The sequence below is a fragment of the Streptomyces sp. NPDC055254 genome (assembly GCF_053606025.1).
In genome coordinates this window covers 7,024-27,558 of the sequence record NZ_JBSGQV010000006.1, presented here as the reverse complement: position 1 = coordinate 27,558, position 20,535 = coordinate 7,024, and the positions used below count along the sequence as shown (strand labels likewise).

Below are 20,535 nucleotides of genomic sequence, written 5' to 3'. Positions count from 1 at the left end.
GGAAGGCCCCGTCCGATGGACGGGGCCTTCCTGTGGTGGCTGGGGCCGGGGTCGAACCGGCGACCTATCGCTTTTCAGGCGATCGCTCGTACCAACTGAGCTACCCAGCCACGAAACCGTTTCCGGCCTCAGCGATCCTGACGGGACTTGAACCCGCGACCTCCACCTTGACAGGGTGGCGAGCTAACCAACTGCTCCACAGGACCTTGCAGTGTGCGAGACCAAGTCTTGCACACGGTAATGCGTACCCCCAACGGGATTCGAACCCGTGCTACCGCCTTGAAAGGGCGGCGTCCTGGGCCACTAGACGATGAGGGCTAAAGGCCCGCCTGGGCGCTTTCCAGCGCGTCGGGGACGTGAGAAGCATATGGGATCCCGGCAGCTATCGCCAAAACGGTTTCCTCCAGGGCGACAATGGCCAGGTGCTGGAGATGACGCGCGAGGAGTTCGAAGAGCTCGTCGCAGAGGCCCTGGACCGCATCCCGCCGGAGCTCACGCGGCTGATGGACAACGTGGCGGTGTTCGTCGAGGACGAGCCTCCCGCCGACGACCCCGAGCTGCTCGGTCTGTACGAAGGGACCCCGCTCACCGACCGGGGCGAGTGGTACGCCGGAGTGCTGCCCGACCGGATCACCATCTACCGCAACCCCACGTTGCGGATGTGCGAGGACCGGGAGAGCGTGGTCGCGGAGACGGAGGTCACCGTGGTGCACGAGATCGCCCACCACTTCGGGATCGACGACGAACGCCTGCACGCCCTGGGCTACGGGTGACCCGGCCGGTCCCCGGCGGCGAGGCCATCGACCCCGACGTCGACCTGCACGTCCCGGCCCAGTACGCCGAGCCCCGGGCCCGGGTGCTCACGGCGGTCGCGGCGGGCGGAGCCGTCGGGGCCTCGGCGCGGTACGGGATCTCCCTGCTGTGGCCGGCCGGCCCCGGGGCCTTCCCGTGGGCGACCTTCTGGATCAACACCTCCGGCTGCGCGCTGATCGGCGTCCTCATGGTGCTGATCGGTGCCGGCGGTCGGCTCGCGCACCCGCTGGTGCGGCCCTTCGCCGGGGTCGGGATACTGGGCGGCTTCACCACCTTCTCCACCTATGCCGTGGACTCCTCGCGGCTCCTGGACGAGGGCGAGGCGGGGACCGCGCTCGGTTACGCCGGCCTCACCGCGGTGGCGGCGCTGGGAGCGGTGTGGGCGGCGGCCTCGGTGACCCGCCGGGCGGTCCGAAGCGGCCGGGCGGGGAGCGCGGGGCCGTGAACTGGCTGCTCGTGGTGGCGGGCGCGGTCGTCGGGGCGCCGCTGCGCTACCTGACGGACCGCGCCGTGCAGGCGCGGCACGACTCCGTCTTCCCCTGGGGCACCCTCGTCGTCAACACGGTGGCGTGCCTGCTGCTCGGGGCGCTCGGCGGGGCGGCGCTGGCCGGGGCCTCCTCCTCGCGGCTGGACCTGCTGCTGGGCACCGGGCTGTGCGGGGCCCTGAGCACGTACTCGACGTTCTCCTACGAGACGCTCCGACTGGCCGAGACCGGCCGGACCTTCCTCGCGGCGGCGAACGTCGCCGTATCGGTGCTGGTCGGGCTGGGCGCCGTGCACCTCGGGTGGCAGGTGGCGCGGCAGTCGGCCGGCTGAGTACGCGCGGCGGCCCCGGGCCGGCCCGGCGAGCGGTTCCGCGCGGGGGCGTGTCCCTCACGGGCCCAAGAGAGTTGGGCACATTGACCCGCTCATGCGGAACGCTCGTCCCCCAGGCTCCCGGAGGTGCCCTCGTGCGCCAATTGTCCGCTTCCCTCCGCGTGGCCGTCACCGTGCTCACGGTCGCGGCCGCGGCGGGCTGCATAAGTGTCGGCGAAGACGCGGCGAAGCCCGGTGCCTCCTCCACGGTCGGTCCCGGGGGCGCCGCCGCGGGCAAGGGCGCCGGCTCCGGGCGGGGCTCCGGCCTGCACGGCAGCGGGCAGGGCGCCAAGGACGGTACGGGGACCCAGGACGGCAGGCCGAAGGAGGACGGCAGGGCCTCCGGCGCGACCGGGGCGACCCCCAGCCCGGGAGAGCCGAGCCCACGGCCCGGGGCCCCCTCGCCCTCGGCGGGACCTGCCGGCGGCGCCGGCGGCCAGGGCCACCAGGTACCCCCCTCCGGCGGGTCGGGCGCGGGCGGATCCGGGAGCTCCGGCGGTGCGGCCGGCCCGGGTGGCGGGCACCATTCCCCGCCGCCGGATCCGCAGCCGACCGTCACGATCCCACCTGTGACGGAACCCACGCCGCCGCCGGTCAGCCCGCAGCCCGAACCGACCACCCAACCGGAGCCGCAGCCCTAGGCCGGGGCGCTCGCCCGGGCCCTCCTCCGCCCTCGCCCTCGCCCGTGGTGCGCGGCATCTTCGCAGGTCAGAAGGTTCTTCCGAGAGCGACTTGCCAGACCCGGGGGAGGGTGCGTATGGTTATAGATCGTTTGATCCCATTGCCCGGCGCCGAATCCGAAGAGCGCCGCGTGGCGCGTACTCTCCCTAGCCGTGGCTGACCGCATTGAGGCGGTCGATTTGCGATTCACGGAGTTTGGGCGCGTGCCGAGACTCCGGAAGGTTTCGCATTTCGCATGTCCATTTCCAGTTCTGACCGTTCCGTCATGCCCGAGAACGACTCCAACGAGATCGTCGACGCCGAGGCCCTCGTGGTCACCGAGGCCATCGAGGCCGCAGAGGCCGACGAGATCATCGAGGCCCTTGAGGCCGACGTGAACACCGACGAGTCCTTCGAGGACTCCGCCCCCGACTTCGACGCGGACGCCGCCGCGGACGACGACGCCGAGCCCACGCTGACCTTCGGCGACCTGGGTCTGCCCGAGGGCATCGTGCGCAAGCTCGCGCAGAACGGCGTCACCGCCCCCTTCCCGATCCAGGCCGCGACCATCCCGGACGCCCTGGCCGGCAAGGACATCCTCGGCCGCGGTCGCACCGGCTCCGGCAAGACCCTCTCCTTCGGTCTCCCGACCCTGGCCTCCCTGGCCGGCGGGCACACCGAGAAGAAGAAGCCCCGCGCCATCATCCTGACGCCGACGCGTGAGCTCGCGATGCAGGTCGCGGACGCCCTCCAGCCCTACGGCGACGTCCTCGGCCTGAAGATGAAGGTCGTCTGCGGCGGTACCTCCATGAGCAACCAGATCTTCGCCCTGGAGCGCGGTGTCGACGTCCTCGTCGCCACCCCGGGCCGTCTGCGCGACATCATCAACCGCGGCGCCTGCTCCCTGGCGAACGTCCAGGTCGCGGTCCTCGACGAGGCCGACCAGATGTCCGACCTGGGCTTCCTGCCCGAGGTCACCGAGCTGCTCGACCAGATCCCCGGCGGCGGCCAGCGCATGCTCTTCTCCGCCACCATGGAGAACGAGATCGGCACCCTGGTCAAGCGCTACCTGACCAACCCGGTCACGCACGAGGTCGACAGCGCGCAGGGCAACGTCACGACCATGACGCACCACGTCCTCGTCGTGAAGCCGAAGGACAAGGCGCCGGTCACGGCCGCCATCGCCGCCCGCAAGGGCCGCACGATCATCTTCGTCCGCACCCAGCTGGGCGCCGACCGCATCGCCGAGCAGCTCGTCGAGTCCGGCGTGAAGGCCGACGCGCTGCACGGCGGCATGACCCAGGGCGCCCGTACCCGCGTCCTCGCGGACTTCAAGGAGGGCTACGTCAACGCGCTCGTCGCCACCGACGTCGCCGCCCGAGGCATCCACGTCGACGGCATCGACCTGGTCCTGAACGTGGACCCGGCCGGTGACCACAAGGACTACCTGCACCGCTCGGGCCGTACCGCCCGTGCCGGCAAGTCGGGTGTCGTGGTCTCCCTCGCCCTGCCGCACCAGCGCCGCCAGATCTTCCGCCTGATGGAGGACGCGGGCGTCGACGCCACGCGCCACATCGTCCAGGGCGTCGGCGCCTTCGACCCGGAGGTCGCCGAGATCACCGGTGCGCGTTCGCTGACCGAGGTCCAGGCCGACTCCGCGAACAACGCCGCCAAGCAGGCCGAGCGCGAGGTCGCCGAGCTCACCAAGCAGCTGGAGCGCCTGTCGCGCCGTGCCGTCGAGCTCCGCGAGGAGGCCGACCGCCTGGTCGCCCGCTCCGCCCGTGAGCGCGGCGAGGACCCGGAGGCCGCTGTCGCCGAGGTGGCCGAAGCCGCCGAGGCCGAGGTCGCGGCTGCCGCCGCTGCCGCTGCCGCCGAACTGGCCGCGCAGGAGCGCCGCGAGGAGCAGCGCGCCCAGCGCGACGACCGGGGCAACTTCGAGCGTCGCGACAACCGCGGTGGCGACCGCGGTGGTGACCGCGGCGGCTTCCGCCGTGACGACCGCGGCGACCGCGGCGGCCGTCCGTCCGGTGGCTTCAACCGTGACGACCGCGGTGGCGACCGTCCGTCCGGTGGTTTCCGCTCGGGTGGCGACCGTCCGTCCGGTGGCTTCCGTCGCGACGACCGTCCGTCCGGTGGTTTCCGCTCGGGTGGCGACCGTCCGTCCGGTGGCTTCCGTCGCGACGACCGCCCGTCGGGTGGCTTCAACCGTGACGACCGCGGTGGCGACCGTCCGTCCGGTGGTTTCCGCTCGGGTGGCGACCGTCCGTCCGGCGGCTTCCGTCGCGACGACCGCCCCTCCGGTGGCTTCAACCGCGACGACCGCGGTGGCGACCGTCCGTCCGGTGGCTTCCGCCGTGACGACCGCCCCTCCGGTGGCTTCAACCGCGACGACCGTCCCTCCGGTGGCTTCCGCTCCGGTGGCGACCGTCCGTCCGGCGGCTTCCGTCGCGACGACCGCCCCTCCGGTGGCGACCGTCCGTCCGGTGGCTTCCGTCGCGACGACCGACCCTCCGGTGGCTTCCGCCCCGCCGGCGCCGGCGCCGGCGACCGTCCGTACGGCCGCCGCGACGACCACCGCCCGTCGGGCTCCGGTTCCACCGGTTCCTTCGGCGGCCGTCGTGACGACAAGCCGCGCTGGAAGCGCAACGGCTGATCCCGGCTGAACCGCACCATCGGAAGGGCCCCCGCGACTCCGGTCGCGGGGGCCCTTCCGCATGCGCCCCACTCCGTGGCCGGGAAGCTGACGCCGCGTGAGTTACCGGGCCGACGGCGGGGTTCCGGGCTCCGTACGGGGTGTCTGCCACCGATGGCCGAGATCTGACGGTCCCCCGATCACACGCCGACAGGCCGCTCGGCCGATACCCGATCGGCTGACGGGCGCTCTGCGGCTATGCTCTGGGGTGAGCGCATGGAGGGCCATTAGCTCAATTGGCAGAGCAGCGGACTTTTAATCCGTTGGTTGTCGGTTCGAGTCCGACATGGCCTACCGCTCGCAGCCGGCGGGGGTGACCCTCCTGGCCTGCACACGAAGGGCCCCACCCGAGGAATCGGGTGGGGCCCTTCGCCGTTGCGGGACGGATCAGGCGGTCGCGCCGCGGCGGCGGCGGGAGCCGATCCAGGCGGCCGCCGCGCCGATCACGACCAGGGCCGCTCCGAGGACGGCGTACCGTCCCGTGGCCGAGTCGGAGCCCGTCGAGGCGAGGGAACCGCTGGCCGAACCGTTGGTGGTCCCCGCCGGCGCGGTGCCCGCGGCGGCGGCCGAGGAGGTGGCCGCGGCCGGGCGCACGGCCGGGACGGACGGGGCCTTCGTGGTCGCCGCCGCCGAGGGGGAGGTCGGGGCGGTGGACGGCGGGGTGGACGGCGCGGTGGACGGCTCCGGGTCGGCGGAGGGGACCAGCGGGAAGCTGACGTCCTCGGTGACGATCGGCCAGGTGTTGCCGTGGGCGAGGGAGACGTCGGCGGTCAGCGTGACGGTCGTCCTCTTCTTCAACTGCGTCTTGTTGCCGAGGGAGACGCGCAGTTCCGCGGTCCGGACCCCCTTGGCCGCGCCGAAGCCCCCAGGGATCTCGGGCAGCCGTACGCGGCCGTCGTCGAGGGGAAGGTCGCGCCAGCTGCCGTCGAAGTTGCCCTGGACGCGGAAGTCGGCGTCCTCCGTGCCCGGGTGCGACACGGTCACGGTGGGCGCGAGCGGCTTGTCGAACGCGCCGTCGCCCGTGGCCTGCCAGTTCAGGTTCTGGTAGGCGCGGCGCTCCTGGCCGCCCATGTCGCCGGGGCCCTGGGTGAACCAGGTCTTCAGGGTGCCCGCCTTGATCCGCGGGCCGACCTCGAAGACGTGGGAGTCGTCGCCGTCGGGGGCGACCGAGTTGTTGTAGCTGCCGGCGGTGAAGCTGAAGTCGCCGTTGTTCGTCGGGTAGTTCGCACCGAGGCCGACAGTGATCTTCCAGGACATCTTGCCCTTGGCGGGGATGTCGAAGCCCCGCTGGTCCTCGTCGGCGGCCTGCGCCGGGTAGAAGTGGCCCTGCCACCCGCCGTCCTGCCCGCCGACCGAGTACGTCGTCGCCGGCGCGTTCACCGCGTCGACCTCGTAGACGATGTCCTTCTCCTCCAGCGGGCTCGGACCGGTCGTGTCCACGAGCATCCACGGCTTGTAGGTGAGGGCCCGGTCCGTGGGGTTGTTCACCGTCAGGTCGAAGGTCTGGGTGGCGCCGCCGCGGGTCAGCGGCCCGTTCGGGACGGGGGTGCTCATCTCCGTACGCAGGAACGCGTGGCCGTCGGTGGCCGGCGCGGCGGCCGCGCTGGTGGCCGACAGCGGAAGCAGAGTGGTGACGACGCCGGCGACGACTGCGACGGCGGCTGCGGTGCGAACGGACATGGTGGACTCCCCCCAGGAATCACAAGGGCAACGGCAGAGCGCCGGGCCGGTCGGTGCGGATGGTGGCGCCCGCCGGTTCGTGTTCCCCCGGCTGCGGCGACAGGTGAATCATCGCCCGTGGGTGATCCCGGAATGATTCCCGCGGTGTCACCGCCGCGCAACAGAGACGATCATGGTTGCCACGGGGGCGGAACGGGCTGGCTTCGGTCCGGTTTTTGTGGCTCTGACCTGGTGTGATGTGCTCTCGGGGTGGGGTGGGGCGGCTCATTGGCGGGGGCTTCCGTCCGGATGGCGTACAGTTGTGTTTACCGACGCGGGGTGGAGCAGCTCGGTAGCTCGCTGGGCTCATAACCCAGAGGTCGTAGGTTCAAATCCTGCCCCCGCTACTCAGTACGAAGGCCCGGTTCCTCTTGAGGAACCGGGCCTTCGTCGTGCTCCGCCTCCCTCACGGCTGGGCACTCGCCCTCCACGGGCCCACCTCACGCGCCGTCACCCGATCGGCCGTTGCCGGGTCGCCCCGGGGCGGCCCGTTCCGTCAGCCTTGAGGGGCGAAGCGGCGGATGCGCATCCGTGGGAGGGACCGGGCGGCAGGAGAGCGGCGTGGCGGGGCTGGGGCGGCAGGGCGGCAACGGGCCCGCGGGCGGCGGGCGTACGGACGGCAACCGGCGTACGGACGGCAATGGGCGTGGGGACGGCAATGGGCGTGGGGACGGCAACGGGCGCACGGACGGCAACGGGCGTACGGCCGGCGCCGGAAGCGCGGTGGCGCGGCACGTGGTCCGGCGGCTGCCGGCCGCACTGATCGGTCTCGGCCTGGTCTTCGACCTGGTGACGCCACCCAGCTTCACCGGATCCCCGTTCTTCTCGGCCGCCCCGCTCATCGCCGCCCCGCAGTTCTCCTTCCGCGCCACGGCCCTGACCGGCGCGCTGGCCTCGCTCACGGTGTTCCTGCTGCACGTCCTGCACGGCACCAGTGCGAAGGCGGAGGCGCTGACCGAGTTGACCACGGTGATGACCGTCTCCGCCCTGGCCCTGCTGATCAACCGGGTCGTGCGGCGCAGCGGGGAGCGGCTCGCCTCCGCCCGCGGCATCGCCGAGGCCGCGCAACGGGCGGTGCTGCCGACGCCCGCCGAGCGGATCGGGGGCCTGCGGGTCTCCGCCCGCTACGAGGCCGCCCAGGCCGACGCCTTCATCGGCGGGGACCTGTACGCGGTCCAGGAGACCCCGTTCGGGGTCCGGCTGGCGGTGGGCGACGTACGGGGCAAGGGGCTCGGGGCGGTGGAGGCCGTCGCGGTGGTGCTCGGCGCCTTCCGGGAGGCCGCGGACACCGAGCCGACGCTGGAGGGGGTGGCGCAGCGGCTGGAGCGCGCGCTGGCCCGGGAGGGCATGCGGCGCGACAGCCTGGACGCCGTGGAGGGGTTCACGACGTGCGTGCTCGGCGAGGTCCCGCCGCGGGGCGACCTGCTGCGGCTGCTCAACCGGGGCCACCCGGAGCCGCTGCTGCTGCACGCGGACGGCGGGCTGGCGGTGCTCGCCCCGGCGCAGCCGGCCCTTCCGCTGGGCATGGCGGAGCTGGGCGGCTGGCCGGACCGGGTCGAGGAGTGGGACTTTCCGGCGGGGGCCACGCTGCTGCTGTACACGGACGGGCTGACCGAGGCCCGGGACGTGCGGGGCACCTTCTACGATCCGGCGACCCGGCTGCGCGGGCGGATCTTCCCCGGGCCGCAGGCGCTGCTCGGCGCCCTCAGCGGCGACGTGCGCCGGCACACGGGCGGGGGAGCCGCGGACGACATGGCGCTCCTCGCGGTGGGCCGGCCGGGGCAGGGCCGGCCGGGGCAGGGCCGGCCGGAGCGCCGGCTGACGGTGCCGATGGTGCGCCGCACCGACGGCCTGTGACGGTGGGTGAGCGAAAGGGTGCGCTGTGCAAGAGTAATGACAGGTCGTCAATAGGCCTGCGTGGCCGAAGAAGTAAGGGTGTCGCTTAATTTTTGCCCGAGTTGGTCGGGTTCTACGAGAAAAGTCCAGGCCATGACTCATCAGGGCGTGGCCGATTGGTGTTAACGATCAATCGCAACAGCTTGGAATCACTCCCCCGTGTCTATTACCTTTCGATAACGCAGCGCGGTCGTCCCAGCCGTCGCCAGAGACGGCGCCGTGTGCGTGCGCGTCAATGAGGAGTGTGCCCCGGTGGCCTCCAACTTGCCTGCCCCTGAAGGCACCGAGATCCAGGAACCGCCGACCGCGGGCGCCTGGGGCGAGTGGAACCCCACCGAGGACTCGGTTCGTCCGGTCCGCGGCAAGCACCGGGTGGCCAAGCAGCGCGGGGGACTTGCCCGCAGCTCGACCGTGCTCGGCGTCGGCGTCATCGCGGCGGTCGGCGCGAGCGGTATCGCCACCGCCCAGGACCGGCCGCAGGTCGCGATATCCATGCCCTCCCTGCCCGACCTGATGTCCGGCGACTTCACGGGCGGCGGCGAAGGGGCCGGGGGCAGAGCGCTCCAGGACGACGGAGGCTCCGGCGGGACGGCCGCGACGGGCGCCCGGAGCGGAATCATTCCGCAGCAGTCGGACCGGCGCGCCGACGCCGGCGAGGTACTGCGCAGCCGGATCCTCCAGCAGGCCGAGTCCCAGCAGGAGGCCGCCGACGCGGCGGTCCGGGAAGAGACCGAGCGGGCCGCGCGGGAGGCCGCCGCGCAAGAGGCCAAGGCGAAGCAGGAGGCGGCGCGCAAGGCGGCCGAGGCAGCGGCGGCGGAAGCCGCGGCGAAGGAGGCGCAGGAGGCCGAGGAGGCCCGCAAGGCCGCCGAGGCCGAGGCGGCGCGGGAGCGCGCGGCCGCCTCGGCCGGGAAGTACTTCCTGCCGACCTCCGCCTACACCCTCACCTCCCGCTACGGCGCCTCCGGCTCCATGTGGTCCTCCGGGAGCCACACCGGCCTCGACTTCGCCGCCCCGACCGGCACCCCGGTCAAGGCCGTCGCCGCCGGGAAGATCACCTCCGCCGGGTGGTCCGGTGCGTACGGCTACCGGATCGTGCTGGAACTGGAGGACGGTACGGAGATCTGGTACTGCCACCTGTCCTCGATGTCGGTGACCTCCGGGCCGGTCGGCGCGGGCGACACCATCGGGCGCGTCGGCGCCACCGGCAACGTGACCGGGCCCCACCTCCACCTCGAAGTGCGCAAGGGCGGCTCGACGATGGACCCGATGGCCTGGCTCAACTCCAAGGGGCTCAGCGTCTGACGCCCGGCCCGTCCTCAGGCCCTGAGGGCGGGGTGGCGGGCCGGGGAGCGGTCGAGGTCCGCCGGGTGAGAAGGGTCCGCCGGGCCCGGGGGGTCCGTGACCTCCGTGCCCTCCGGGCGCTCCGCCCTCTCCGTGTGCTTCCGGGGAGCCGGTACGCCGGCCAGTGCGCCGGCCGCGGACGGCAGCGCCGGCCGGTCCAGCGGGTCGAACCACGGGGGGAGCAGGTCCTCCATGACGGCGGCCCGGGCCAGCGCGGGACCCGCCGTCGCCCGGCGCAGCCAGAGCCGGCGCAGCAACTCCCGTTCCCGTCCGGCGAAATCGGGCACCCGTCGCGATCCGCCGCGCCGGGCCCGGTTCCGCAGCAGCGCCAGGGCGGCGGCGTCCGCCTCGTAGCGGGCCACCGCCCGGGCCGCCGCCCGGCCGCCGCTGCGCCGGGCCAGTGCGCGGGCCAGCGAACGGGCCGGCACGGACGCCAGGGCAGGGACCTCGGCCGGTCCGAGCCAGCCGGCGGCCGCGTACACCGCCAGTTCCCCGGCGACGGTCCGCAGCCGACGGCGCCGTATCCACACCGCCGACCACACCAGCAGCCCGAACGCCGGGACCATCACGCTGCCGTAGACCACGTAGAACCCGTACTCACCGAACCGCGAGGCGCTGTTCCACAGCGCGTGCATGCCCATGGCGAGCGCCAGCCCGAGCACCGGCAGGCCGATCCGCCCGGTACGGCGGGCGCTGAGCACGGCCGCCCCGAAGCCGAGGCCGGTGAGCACCGTGAACAGCGGGTGGGCGAACGGCGACAGCACGATCCGCACGAAGAAGGTCGCGGCCGTCAGGGAATCCAGGACGCCCGTGCCCTCCGCGAGGTCCTCGCCGAAGGCGTTGCCGAGGTAGAGGATGTTCTCGGTGAAGGCGAAGCCGGTGGCGGTGAAGCCGGCCACCACCAAGCCGTCGGCGGGGCCGGTGAAGTGGTCCCTTCGGAACACGCACACCAGCAGCAGCGCCGCGGCCTTGGCACTCTCCTCGACCACGGGGGCGATCGCGACCGAACCGAGCTGGTCCGCGTTCGAGGGGTCCGCGGTGGCCGCGGCTATCCACTCGGTGGCGAAGCTGTTGGCCAGTATGGCGATCAGCGCCGCCGTGCAGGCGCCCCAGCCGAAGCAGAACCACAACTGCGCCCACGGGCAGGGCGCGGCCCGGCCCAGCCACCGGAAGGCCGCCATGAGCGGCGCCACCGGCAGCAGGGCCAGGCCGAGACCGACGAGGAAACCGGGAGTGCCGGTCTGCTCCCGCACGAGTTCGAGGATCGCGACACCGGTGACGGCGAGCAGGGCGACGAGCACGCACGTACGGACCGCGCCCGACGGGCGTGCGAGCACGCGGGGCAGCGCTCGGAACACATGATGACCCTACCGAGCCGGTCTGACACGCGCGGTGACGTTGTCAGTTCTCCGTGCGGCGGAAGAGCAAGTCGTGTACGACGTGGCCCTTGTCCAGCCCCTGGCCCTCGAAGCGGGTCAGCGGCCGGAAGTCGGGGCGCGGCGCGTAGCCGCCGTCGGGCCGCGTGTTCTCGAAGTCGGGGTGGGCGGTGAGGACTTCGAGCATCTGCTCGGCGTACGGCTCCCAGTCGGTCGCGCAGTGCAGCACGGCCCCGGGGGCCAGGCGGGTGGCGGCCAGGGTGAGGAACTCGGGCTGGATCAGCCGCCGCTTGTGGTGGCGGGCCTTGGGCCAGGGGTCCGGGAAGTACACGCGGATGCCGGCCAGCGAGGCGGGCGGCAGCATCTCGCGGAGCAGGATGATCGCGTCGCCGTTCGCCACCCGGACGTTGTCCAGTCCGCCGCGTTCGGCGAGGGCGAGCAGATTGCCCTGGCCGGGGGTGTGGACGTCGACGGCGAGGATTCCGGTGCCCGGGTCGTCGGCGGCCATCTGGGCGGTGGCCTCGCCCATGCCGAAGCCGATCTCCAGGACGACGGGGAGGCCGTCGAAGAGGGCCTTGAGGTCGATGACGTGGTGACCGTCGATGTCCAGACCCCAGGTGCCCCACAGCCGCTTGAGGGCCTCGCCCTGACCGGTGGTGACCCGGCTGCGCCGGGGCTGGAAGCTGCGGATCCGCCGCTCGTGGTGCGAGCCGGCCGGGTCCGGCGAGGGACCGTCGGGGAAGCGGGGTTCGGTCCGCCACTTGGGCGGCACGTACGCGTTCGCCTCCGGCGCGGCGGCATCCGGAAGGCGGGGCGGCTGGGGGTTCAGGGACTCAGACACAATGCGCTGATTCTACGACGGCACCGACTGCCCCGGCCTGCGGCGGGACGCCCGGCGGAGGTCAGGGGCGGCCTCCGGATCCGCGGGCCGGTCAGGTGGAGCCGAGGGTGCGCAGGGCTCGGGAGGCGATCTCCCGTCCGATCGGCAGGGAGGCGGTCGCCGCCGGCGACGGGGCGTTCAGGACGTGCACCGTCCGGTGGGCCTCCCGGATCAGGAAGTCGTCCACCAGGGTCCCGTCCCGCAGGACCGCCTGCGCCCGGACCCCGGCCGCGGCGGGCCGCAGGTCGGCGGCGGTGACGGCCGGCAGCAGGCGCCGTACCGCCCGGGTGAAGGCCTGCCGCGACAGCGAGCGGTGGATCTCCCCCGCCCCGTACCGCCAGTGCCGTGCGGCCATCCGCCAGGATCCCGGCCAGGCCAGCTCGGAGGCGATGTCCCGGGGGCGGACCGTGGCCCAGTCGTAGCCCTCGCGGGCCAGCGCGGGGACCGCGTTGGGGCCGACGTGGACCCCGCCGCCGATGCCCCGGGTCAGGTGGACGCCCAGGAAGGGGAACGCCGGGTCCGGGACCGGGTAGACCAGGCCGCGGACCAGTTCGGGCCGGGCCAGGTCGTAGTACTCGCCGCGGAACGGGATGATCCGCATCCCCGGGTCGTCCCCGGCCAGGCGGGCGATCCGGTCGCACTGGAGCCCTGCGCAGTTCACCAGGACCCGCGCCCTGACGACCAGCCCGGACGCGGTGCGGACCGCCACCGCCGAGGGGCGCCGGGAGATCAGGTCCACCGCGCCGCCGTAGACGATCTCCGCGCCCGAGGACTCCGCGAGCTGGGCGGTGACCGTGCCGTAGTCGACGATCCCGGTGGTGCCGACGTGGATGGCGGCCAACCCGCGCACCTCGGGCTCGTACTCCGAGATCTGGGCCGGACCGAGCTCGCGCACGGGGATGCCGTTCTCCCGGCCGCGCTGGACCAGGGCGTGCAGCCGGGGCAGCTCGGAGCGCTCGGTGGCGACGATCAGCTTGCCCGTCACCTCGTGCGCGATCCCGTGCTCCGTGCAGAACTTGACCATCTCCGCGGCGCCGCGCACCGCGAAACGGGCTTTCAGCGACCCCGGCCGGTAGTAGATCCCGCTGTGGATCACCCCGCTGTTGCGGCCGGTCTGGTGGCGGGCCGGGCCGCTCTCCTTCTCCAGGACGATCACCCGGGTCCCCGGAGCCAGGCGCGACAGCGCGTGCGCCGTCGACAGGCCGACGATCCCGCCGCCGATCACCAGCACATCGCAGTCCACGCCACCGCCCACGCCGACACCTCCCACCCCTGCATACTGCACCCCGCCACCGACAGAGAGGCCACGGGGTTACGCCGGAGCCACCAGCAGGGGGCGGGCCCGCTCGCGCAGCTCCGCCACGCGCGGCTCGTCCCCGTACGGTTCCAGGCGGTGCAGCAGGTCCCGTACGTACTCGGTCGTCCGCGCCGAGGAGATCCGCCCCGCGACCTCCACCGCCCGGGTGCCCGCAGCGCACGCCGCGTCGAGGTTGCCCGACTCCAGCTCGGCGACCGCGCTCACCACCAGCCGCAGCCCGTGCGAGCGCACGTACTCCTCGGTGGGGCGCGACAGGGCCTGCTCGGTGAAGCGCCGCACCTGCCGGGGGAGTTTGAGGTCCCGGTAGCATTCCGCCGCATCCGCCGCGAAACGGTCGTACGAGTAGAAACCGAGCCAGGTCGGATCCGGGTCGCCGTCCCGGGACCGCTCCAGCCAGCCCTCGGAGGCCCGCAGCGCCGCCCCGGCGGCCGCGGAATCGCCCGCCTTGGCGTGTGCCCGGGCCTCGACGAGCCGGAAGAAGCTCATGGTGCGGGCGGTCGCCAGGCCCCGATTGCGCTCGACGGCCGCCTGGGCGAGGTCCACGCCCTCGTCCGGGAAGTCGCGGTAAGTAGCCTGGAGGGACATCGAGGCCAGTACGTACCCGCCGAGCGGCACGTCGGCAGCCGCGCGGGCGAGCCGCAGCGCCTGGATGTAGTAGCGCTGGGCGGCCTCCTGCTGGCCGGTGTCGAAGGCCATCCACCCGGCGAGCCGGGTCAGTTCGGCGGTCGCGCCGAACAGGGCGCGGCCGACCTCGTCGCTGTACGAGCCGAGCAGCAGCGGCGCCGCGTCCACCCGCAGGCACTCGGGGACCATCGACGAACGCCAGTCCCCGCCGCCGTACTTGGAGTCCCAGCGGCGCGCGTCCTCCGCGGCCTCGCGCAGCTTCGCCACGTCGCTGTGGCCCACGCGCTGCGCGTGCTCGTGCGGCGTTTCGGGGCCCGGCCGGGCGGGGACAACGGTGGACGGCGGTGCCGTCGGGCCGCTCGCCGGTCCCGCGGCCGGGCTCGCCGCCGTGCCCGTGCCTGTGCCTGTGCCTGTGACCGTGCCCGTGCCCGTGCCCGGCGTACGGGCTCCCGCCGCCGGCGCCGCGTCCGGCCCGGGAAGGACCCGGGGGACGGGGCCCAGCGAGGCTAAGCCCTTCGTCGTCGGGCTCTGGGGCGCCGGGACCCGCTGCCCTGCCGGGGCCGGAGCCCGCTGCACGGTGCCCGCCGGCTCGCGCGCCACCGAACCGTCGGCGGGAGATATCAGCCAGCGCGAGGCGGGCGTGGCGTAGGCGGAAACGGAGAAGGACCCCGCCAACGACTGCCAGATCCCGCCACCGCCGCGCCGCCCGGCGAGGTCGAGCCGGTAGAGGTCGGTGGCCGAACGGACCGCCGCCCCCACGTCGCGCGGGAAGGCCAGGCCGACCTCGGGCGCGGGATCCGCGTCCGCCAGCCCGATCTCGTGCAGCGGCACCGGCCGCCCGAGCTTCGCGCCGATCGCGGCGGCGATCAGATGCGGGGCGGCGCCCTGCGGCACCATCCCCTTCGACACCCACCGCGCCACCGACGTCTTGTCGTACCGAAGCGTCAGGCCGCGCTGCGCGCCGAGGTCGTTGACCCGCCGGGCCAGCCCGGCGTTGCTGATGCCCGCGAGGGCGAGGACGGCGCCGAGCTTCTCATTGGGCTCGCGGAGCTCCCTGGACATGCGCCACCCCTCGTCACACGCGGAACGCAGACGCCGCCGGGGCATAGGCGCCCGGCATTTCGTAAACCCAGCGTAGTTCCCCGCCTCCCAAGCGTTAAGGCCCCGACTTCCGTATGGCGGGATTGTTGTCCGTTTGCACAGTCGGGCTCGGGGCCGCCCCCGGGGCGCACGTGTCATCGCGTGCTCCGTCCGTGTGGCCGTGCGCCCGCCCGTGCGCTCTGGCCGACCCGGGGGCCCGGCGATTCGATGTGCGGTGCGTGGGTCGGCCCGCTGCGCGGATCGAGCGGGCCGGGGGATGCCGCTGCCTCAATCCCCGCGGGTGGCGGAACGGTCCGGGGGGCGGATTCAGCCTCCCGGACCGCGCCCGCCCACGGGAGCGCCGGTGGCACGCATCGGCCCCCAGGACGGCCGAAGAATGGCTGAAAGCGACCTATGGGGCGGGAGGAACGGAACGCCAAATACCGCGTGGTCGGGGCGTGTTCGTTTGCATGTGCGCCCCCTTTAACCACTCTCGCACGCCTGTCCCGTGGCAGCATGGACCCGAGCCACCCGGGGTCCCGCCGACCGCGCCCTCAGCGCCGTCCGTGCTGCCCGTGCCCCGGTCATGTGCCCACAGGCTGGGGAGGCGGCGGTGCGCTGGTTGGTGGGGTGGAGCAGTATCGCCGCGAGCTTCGGCACGGTCGGCCGCGTCTCCGGCCGAGACCCCGGGCACGCCTTCGCGCAGAGCTCCGGCCAGGGCGGACCCGGATCCGGCGGGTACGGCTCCGACGCGTACGGCCACGACCCCTACGCCCCCGGCTCCCCCCTGCGCGGCGGCATCGCGGACGCCGCCCACCCGGACGATCCCGGCCAGGACGCCGAGCGCACCGTCCACCCCGTCGGCGCCCAGCTGCTGTGGGGCGACCCCGACCCCCTGTGGGCCGTCGGCGACTGGCGCCCCGACGAGATCCGCATGCTCACCGCCGACCCGGCGGACCCCTTCACCCGGCTCGCGGTCCTCGGCTGCTGCGGAGCGACCGACGCCGAACTGCGCCGGGCCCTCTACGCCGCCCGCGGCGGGGCGCTGCGCCACCTGACCCAGTGGTCCGGCAGCTACACCGCCGTCGTCCAGGCCGGCCGCCGGATCACCGTCGTCGGCGACCTCGCGGGCGCCCGGCCCGTGTTCTACACGCCCTGGGCGAGCGGCACCGCGTACGCCACCGCCGCCCTCCCGCTCGCCGACCTCATCGAGGCCCAGCTCGACATCGGCCACCTCGCCGCCGTGCTGGCCTGCCCCGACAGCCCGGAAGCACTGGGCGACGGCACACCGTACGCCGGCGTCCGGCGCATCCCGCCCGGCCACGCGCTGATCCTGCGCGAGGGCTCCCGCGAGATCACCGGCTACGAGCCCGTCGCCTCCCTCGCCGTGGCCGCGCCCGCGGCCGATCCCGAGCGCGCGGTGGAGGGCGTACGCGAAGCACTGGTGGACGCGGTGCGCGCCCGGCTCACGGCGCCCCGGCATGCTCCCGACGCGCCGCCGCCGTACGATCCCGGCCCCGTGCCCGGGATGGGCCCCGCCGACCGGCGCGCCGCCCGCGGCGCCCCGGCCCCGGGGGTCGGCGCCGACCTCTCCGGAGGCAGTGCCTCCGCGACGCTGGCGCTGCTGGCGGCCGGCCTGCCCGGAGCTCCGGGCACGGTCCTGAGCCCGGTCGGCGCCCGGCTGCTGGCCGTCACCTTCAACGACCTGGCCACCCCGCAGGGCCGCGAGCCCGAACTGGAACGCGCCCGGGCCATCGCCGCCGATCCCCGGCTGCACCACGTCGTGGTGGCCGCCTCCGAGGAGGCCCTGCCGTACGCCGATCTCGACGGCCCGCTGACCGACGAACCCGGCCCCTCCCTGGTCTTCGCCGCCCGCGAGCGCCGCCGGCTGGCCGCCGGTTCGGCCGACCACTTCACCGGCCACGGCGCCCGCCAGGTCCTCGACGCCCACCCCGCCCGCATGGCCGACCTCCTGATGGACCGCCGCCGCCGCCACCTGCTGCGCCCGGTGGCCGCCCTGGCCCGTTCGGCCTCGGCCGAAGGCCAGTCCCTGCTGGTCCCGCTCACCGTGTACTCCGCCGCCCGCCGCCTCGCCCGTACCTCGTACCGCGCGGGCATGGAGGCGGCCGCCGCCCGGCTGCGCGAGGGCGGCTTCGCCGAGCGCGGATACGGACCGGTCGACGCCTCGCTGGCCGCGCTGGCCTGGTCCCGCCCCGGTCCGGCCGCCGGCTGGCTGACGGGGGAGGCGCTGGCGGAGGTATCGATCCGCCTCACCGCGGCCGCCGGCCGCCCGCCCCTGTCGCTGCGTCCCGGCGAGGCCCGCGCCCGCTCGCTGCTCGCCCGCCACGCGGCCGACCACCGGGTCTTCGAGCAGGCGGTGGAGGTCCGCAGCCAGCGCCTGCACGCCCCGTTCCTGGACAACCAGGTCGTACGGGCCGCCCGCGCGCTCCCCGAATCCCTGCGCGTCCAGCCCGGGGCGCGGGCCGCGATCCTGCGCAGCGTCCTGTCCTCGGCCGGCGTACGCGAACTCCCGCCGGGCTGGGGTGCCACGGCCCACACTCCGAACGAGACCGCCGTCCGGCTGGGGTTGCGAGGGGCCCTGACCGAGCTGCTGTCCCTCTTCACCGCGCCGCTCCTCGCCGACGCCGGGCTGATCGACGCCCGGGTCGTGCAGCAGGCCCTGCTCGACGCGGCGGACGGCCGCCCGGTCCCGCTGGACGGCCTGGCCGAACTCGTCTCCATGGAACTGTGGCTCCAGCGCCTCCTGGCCCGGCGCGGCACCTGCTGGACGGGCACCTCCACCGCCCGCCGCCGCGCGGTACCGACGGGAGTTCCCGTCCACCGCCCGGCGCTGTCCTGACCCGGGCATCGAGCCCCAGCCCGGCTCCGGCCCCAAGAACCGCCCGGAACTTGCCCCGCACCACCTCCGCCTCGGACCACCTCCGCCCGGGACCCGCCCCGCACCACCCCCGTCCCCGGCCTGCCCCGCAGCCCCCCGGCAGGCCGTCGACCCCGCTCCGGACCCCGAAGCCCCGCCGGGGACGGGGACGGCACCGACCCCTCAGCGGCAGCCGATCACCGCATCGGCCCAGCTCGCCAGCGTCGGCAGTCCCCCGTTCCCGGCCTTCTCCACCACCAGCCGCAGCGTTCGGCGCCCGGTCAGCGGAACCCGTACGGCCGCCGCCGGATCCCCGTACCCCAGGGCGTCGGACTGCCACAGCCGCTCCCCGTCCGCGTACACGGAGAACCGCACCGAGCCGTCGGTGAACACCGACAGCCCGTCCACCCCGGCCCGCGCCGAGAAGGAAGCGCACTGCCGGTTGAGGGCGATCTCCACGGAGGAACGGGAGCTCACGGTGATCCCGTGCTCGAACCGCCGGTCGCCCACCTTCAGCCCCCACCGCTGCCACACCCAGCCGCTGCGCCAGGTCTGCACCTCCGGGCCGGTGTGGTCCCCGTACGCCGACTGCCCGAGCACCGCCAGCCGGAACCCGTCCACGGGCCGGGGCGGCGACGGTCTGACCGGGGTCGGGCCCGGCCTCTCCCGACCGGGCGACGGCGAAGGCGGGGCGGGGCGCGAAGGGGAAGCCGACCGCGGCGGCGCCGAGGACGGCGGCGCGGGAGCGGAGGAGGTCGGGCGCGGCGCGGACGGCGTGGCGCGCGGCGGTGCGAAGGCCCGCGCGGGCGGCGGCTCCTCGTCCGCCGGACTCGGCTCGACCGGGGTCGGTGCGACCGGGGTCGGTGCGGGCGCCTGCGGCACCACCGGCGCCGCGGCGCCGGGCGCCGGCTTCACCCCGGCCCGCGGTTCGGCGTCCTCGCCGGCCAGCGCGAACACCACCCCGGCGGCCGTGGCCACCGCGATGCCGGCCGCCAGGGCGGCCTTGGCGGGCAGCCCGAGCCCCTCGGACACCACGGCCCCGCCGGCCCCCGATCCCGCGCCTCCGGCGGCGCCCCCCGCGGCCCCGGCCGTTCCGGCGGCACCCGCCCCGCCGGACGCGGCCGCCGCGGCGCCCGCGCCCCCCGCGGCGACGGCCCCTCCGGCGACCACTCCGGCCGCCTTGACCGCGTACCCGGCGGCGATCCACCCGATGACCGCGACCGGAAGCAGCGCGGGGATCCCCGCGTTGACGTCCTTGAGCTCCCCGGCGGCCAGCCGGCACTTCGCGCACTCCTCCAGGTGCTTGCGCAGCCCGCGCTCCGCCCGCGTCCGCAGCCCGCCGCGCGCGTAGGCGCCGAGCCGGTCCGCGTACCGGGCGCAATCGCCGCCCTCGCTCAGCGCCGAGCTGACATGGGCCTGCAAGTACGCCTGCTTGAGCCCCTCCCGGGCCCGACCGGCGAGCACCGCGGTCGCGTTGGCGCTCAGCCCGAACAGCGGCGCGATCGCGCTGGGAGACGACTCCTCGACGGTGGTGTGCCACAGCACGGCCTGCCACCGCTCGGGCAGGCTGCGGAAGGCCCGCATGGCCAGCGACTGCTCCGCCTCGTGCATCGCCCGTACGTCCGCGCCCAGGTCGAGCGTGTCGGCCCCCGGCTGCCCGGACAGGCCGGACAGCGCTCCGCCGCCCTCCGATGCCGTGGCCGCCTGCTCCGCGAAGACGGCGAAGTCCTCGACCAGTTGCTCGCGCCGGGCCGTTCGGGCCCACGCGGCGGCGACCCTGCGCACGGTGGTCAGCAGGTAGGCGCGCACCGACTGGTCCGGCCCGGCCCCGCCGCGCACCGCTTGCAGGGTCCGCGCGAACACCTCGGCGGTCAGGTCGTCGGCGGTGTGTCCGTCCCGGCAGCAGGTCCGCGCGTAGCGCCGTACGGCGTCGGAGTGCCGACGGAACAGCTCCTCGTACGCCGCGTCGTCGCCGCCCCGCATCCGGGCGACCAAGTCCCCGTCGGACGGCGGCAGCTCACCGCCGATACCGCCGGCGGCGTGGCGCCCGCCCCGCTCGCGCTGGGCCGGAACCTGCCGGGCGGGCGGACTGCCCGCCCCGACCTCGCCGGAATTACCGAGTGGCTCTTCCCGCCCGTCAACGCTCATCGCGGCAGCCCCCGCAGGACACACTCGACCGGTACACCGATCCAGCGTGTCACACGGCGGTCCCGCTCCTGCCCGCTCCGCGCGCCATCCACCCGTCCGGGCACACTTCGGCGAACCGCCGTGCTACGGACCGGTCGTGGGGGGGGGGGGGGGGGGGGGGGGCGGCCCCCCCCCCCCCCCCCCCCCCCCCCCGGGGGGGCCCCCCCCCCCCGCCCCCCCCCCCCCCCCCCCCCCCCCCCCCCCCCCCCCCCCGCG

General features: G+C 74.7%; 13 protein-coding genes and 5 tRNA genes. 9 read left to right on the top strand and 9 right to left on the bottom strand.

Annotation, left to right across the window (positions count from 1 at the left end; genetic code table 11):
* Window positions 1-33: 33 nt before the first annotated feature.
* From ACWFQ8_RS08455 to ACWFQ8_RS08445, 3 genes are all read right to left on the bottom strand, one after another.
* Window positions 34-110 (bottom strand) — tRNA-Phe (locus tag ACWFQ8_RS08455).
* Window positions 111-132: 22 nt separating this feature from the next.
* Window positions 133-206: transfer RNA gene (locus ACWFQ8_RS08450), tRNA-Asp, on the bottom strand.
* 39 nt (window positions 207-245) lie between these two features.
* A tRNA-Glu gene (locus ACWFQ8_RS08445) sits at window positions 246-318 on the bottom strand.
* Between the two features lie 104 nt (window positions 319-422).
* Here ACWFQ8_RS08445 and ACWFQ8_RS08440 point away from each other — a divergent pair.
* From ACWFQ8_RS08440 to ACWFQ8_RS08420, 5 genes are all read left to right on the top strand, one after another.
* Window positions 423-773, top strand: coding sequence for a metallopeptidase family protein (locus ACWFQ8_RS08440; RefSeq protein WP_030012899.1), 351 nt, complete (start codon window positions 423-425; stop codon window positions 771-773).
* On the top strand, window positions 770-1,258 hold the full coding sequence (locus ACWFQ8_RS08435; RefSeq protein WP_453785432.1) for a FluC/FEX family fluoride channel: 489 nt from the start codon (window positions 770-772) through the stop codon (window positions 1,256-1,258). The genes ACWFQ8_RS08440 and ACWFQ8_RS08435 overlap by 4 nt, the downstream gene beginning before the upstream one ends.
* A complete protein-coding gene (gene crcB, locus ACWFQ8_RS08430) occupies window positions 1,255-1,629 on the top strand; it encodes a fluoride efflux transporter CrcB (protein ID WP_453785431.1) in 375 nt (124 codons plus the stop codon). Before ACWFQ8_RS08435 ends, crcB begins: the two co-directional genes overlap by 4 nt.
* Window positions 1,630-2,584: 955 nt before the next feature.
* Window positions 2,585-4,981 carry a DEAD/DEAH box helicase gene (locus tag ACWFQ8_RS08425; protein WP_453785430.1) on the top strand — a complete coding sequence of 799 codons (2,397 nt, stop codon included), beginning with the start codon at window positions 2,585-2,587 and terminating at the stop codon, window positions 4,979-4,981.
* Window positions 4,982-5,241: 260 nt separating this feature from the next.
* Window positions 5,242-5,314: transfer RNA gene (locus ACWFQ8_RS08420), tRNA-Lys, on the top strand.
* Window positions 5,315-5,407: 93 nt separating this feature from the next.
* Here ACWFQ8_RS08420 and ACWFQ8_RS08415 read toward each other — a convergent pair.
* Window positions 5,408-6,700 carry a hypothetical protein gene (locus ACWFQ8_RS08415; RefSeq protein ID WP_453785429.1) on the bottom strand — a complete coding sequence of 431 codons (1,293 nt, stop codon included), beginning with the start codon at window positions 6,698-6,700 and terminating at the stop codon, window positions 5,408-5,410.
* Between the two features lie 312 nt (window positions 6,701-7,012).
* On the opposite strand from ACWFQ8_RS08415, the gene ACWFQ8_RS08410 reads away from it, so the two are divergent.
* The 3 genes from ACWFQ8_RS08410 (at window position 7,013) to ACWFQ8_RS08400 (ending at window position 9,937) form a co-directional block, all read left to right on the top strand.
* Window positions 7,013-7,086, top strand: a tRNA-Met gene (locus tag ACWFQ8_RS08410).
* A 223-nt stretch (window positions 7,087-7,309) separates the two neighbouring features.
* A complete protein-coding gene (locus ACWFQ8_RS08405; protein ID WP_453785661.1) occupies window positions 7,310-8,596 on the top strand; it encodes a PP2C family protein-serine/threonine phosphatase in 1,287 nt (428 codons plus the stop codon).
* A 291-nt stretch (window positions 8,597-8,887) separates the two neighbouring features.
* Window positions 8,888-9,937, top strand: a complete 1,050-nt coding sequence (locus ACWFQ8_RS08400; protein ID WP_453785428.1) for a M23 family metallopeptidase — start codon at window positions 8,888-8,890, stop codon at window positions 9,935-9,937.
* 14 nt (window positions 9,938-9,951) lie between these two features.
* Here the strand turns inward: ACWFQ8_RS08400 and ACWFQ8_RS08395 are convergent, their stop codons facing one another.
* The 4 genes from ACWFQ8_RS08395 to ACWFQ8_RS08380 form a co-directional block, all read right to left on the bottom strand.
* Window positions 9,952-11,334 (bottom strand): PrsW family intramembrane metalloprotease, encoded by a 1,383-nt coding sequence (locus ACWFQ8_RS08395; protein WP_453785427.1) that lies wholly within the window; start codon window positions 11,332-11,334, stop codon window positions 9,952-9,954.
* A gap of 43 nt (window positions 11,335-11,377) precedes the next feature.
* On the bottom strand, window positions 11,378-12,124 hold the full coding sequence (gene trmB, locus ACWFQ8_RS08390; protein WP_453785660.1) for a tRNA (guanosine(46)-N7)-methyltransferase TrmB: 747 nt from the start codon (window positions 12,122-12,124) through the stop codon (window positions 11,378-11,380).
* Between the two features lie 160 nt (window positions 12,125-12,284).
* Complete coding sequence (gene lhgO, locus ACWFQ8_RS08385) at window positions 12,285-13,517, bottom strand: L-2-hydroxyglutarate oxidase (RefSeq protein ID WP_453785426.1); 1,233 nt, start codon at window positions 13,515-13,517, stop codon at window positions 12,285-12,287.
* A gap of 27 nt (window positions 13,518-13,544) precedes the next feature.
* Entirely contained in the window at window positions 13,545-15,236 is a 1,692-nt protein-coding gene (locus ACWFQ8_RS08380) for a sporulation protein (RefSeq protein WP_453785425.1), read from the bottom strand.
* Window positions 15,237-15,867: 631 nt separating this feature from the next.
* Here ACWFQ8_RS08380 and ACWFQ8_RS08375 point away from each other — a divergent pair.
* Window positions 15,868-18,114 (top strand): asparagine synthase-related protein, encoded by a 2,247-nt coding sequence (locus ACWFQ8_RS08375; RefSeq protein ID WP_453785424.1) that lies wholly within the window; start codon window positions 15,868-15,870, stop codon window positions 18,112-18,114.
* 201 nt (window positions 18,115-18,315) lie between these two features.
* Here the strand turns inward: ACWFQ8_RS08375 and ACWFQ8_RS08370 are convergent, their stop codons facing one another.
* A complete protein-coding gene (locus ACWFQ8_RS08370) occupies window positions 18,316-20,280 on the bottom strand; it encodes a sigma-70 family RNA polymerase sigma factor (RefSeq protein WP_453785423.1) in 1,965 nt (654 codons plus the stop codon).
* Window positions 20,281-20,535 lie beyond the last annotated feature (255 nt).